Consider the following 1,520-nt stretch of genomic DNA (forward strand, 5'->3'; position numbering starts at 1 on the left):
TGTCCGGCGTCAGCGCCAATGGCACAGATTTGAGGTTGTGAATTAAGGAGGATTTGGGCTTCGTCGTAGTGACGAAGGAACGAAGATGAAGCCCAAATCCTCCTTGAAAAAATCGGTGAAGGCTCCTGCGGAGCAGGTGGTGAAGGACATCCGGCGGGCGACACGCCGGCACTTCTCTGCCGAGGATAAAATCCGGATCGTGCTTGAAGGCCTGCGCGGCGATGACAGCATTGCTGAACTGTGCCGCAAGGAAGGGATCGCCCAGAGCCTGTACTACACCTGGTCGAAGGAGTTCATGGAAGCGGGCAAGCGCCGGCTCGCCGGCGATACCGCCCGTGCCGCAACCACCGGCGAGGTCCAGGATCTGCGCCGGGAAGCCCGTGCGCTGAAGGAATGCGTGGCCGACCTGACCCTCGAGAACCGCCTGCTTAAAAAAAGCATGATCGCGGATGGGGGCGACGACGAATGAGATACCCTGCATCCGAGAAGCTGGAGATCATCCGGATCGTCGAACAGTCGCACCTCCCGGCCTGGCGCACGCTGGAGCAGTTGGGCATCCCGCGCCGGACCTTCTATCGCTGGTACGACCGCTATCTCGAAGGCGGCCCGGAGGCGTTGGAGGATCGGCCATCGGCCCCGCGCCGGGTGTGGAACCGCATCGGCGACGATATCCAGCAGCAGATCATCGACATGGCGCTGGATACAACCGATCTGTCGCCCCGCGAACTGGCGGTGCGCTTCACCGACGAGAAGCGCTACTTCGTGTCGGAGGCCACGGTTTATCGCCTGCTCAAGGCCCATGATCTGATTACCAGCCCGGCCTTCGTCGTGATCAGGGCAGCCGATGCGTTCCACACCAAGACGACGCGGCCGAACGAAATGTGGCAGACCGACTTCACCTACTTCAAGATCATTGGCTGGGGCTGGGTCTATCTGTCGACCGTGCTCGACGACTTCTCGCGCTACATCATCGCCTGGAAGCTGTGCACCAACATGCGAGCCGAGGATGTCACCAACACGCTGGACCTCGCGCTCGAGGCCTCGGGTTGCGACAGCGCAACGGTGCTGCACAAGCCTCGGCTGCTGTCGGATAATGGCCCGAGCTACATCGCGGGTGAACTGGCGGAATATATCGAGGCCCGGAAAATGAGCCATGTGCGCGGCGCTCCGATGCATCCCCAGACCCAGGGCAAGATCGAGCGCTGGCATCAGACCCTCAAGAATCGCATCCTGCTCGAAAATTACTTCCTGCCCGGTGACCTTGAGGCCCAGATCGAAGCCTTCGTCGAGCATTATAACCACCGACGTTACCACGAGAGCCTGAACAACGTGACGCCCGCCGACGCCTACTTCGGCAGGGCCGATGCCATCATCAAACAGCGCGAAAGGATCAAACGGAAGACCATCGAACATCGCCGCTTGCTCCACCGCAAGATCGCCGCTTAATATCAACCCCAGGACGAGGCCCGCACTCCGCTAATTTACGCCGCGAGTTGTGCCAAATGTTCTGACGACGGACA

The 1,520-nt window shown here is 60.5% G+C and carries 1 protein-coding gene; it reads left to right on the forward strand.

The window, feature by feature from the left end; genetic code table 11:
- Positions 1-85 precede the first annotated feature (85 nt).
- A protein-coding gene (locus QMG56_RS23165; protein ID WP_231729325.1) for an IS3 family transposase occupies positions 86-1,446 on the forward strand; the annotation gives its coding sequence in 2 pieces (ribosomal slippage) (positions 86-430 and positions 433-1,446; 1,359 coding nt in all).
- Positions 1,447-1,520: the final 74 nt, after the last annotated feature.

Source organism: Sphingobium sp. BS19 (genome assembly GCF_027925545.1).
Taxonomy (GTDB): Bacteria; Pseudomonadota; Alphaproteobacteria; order Sphingomonadales; family Sphingomonadaceae; genus Sphingobium.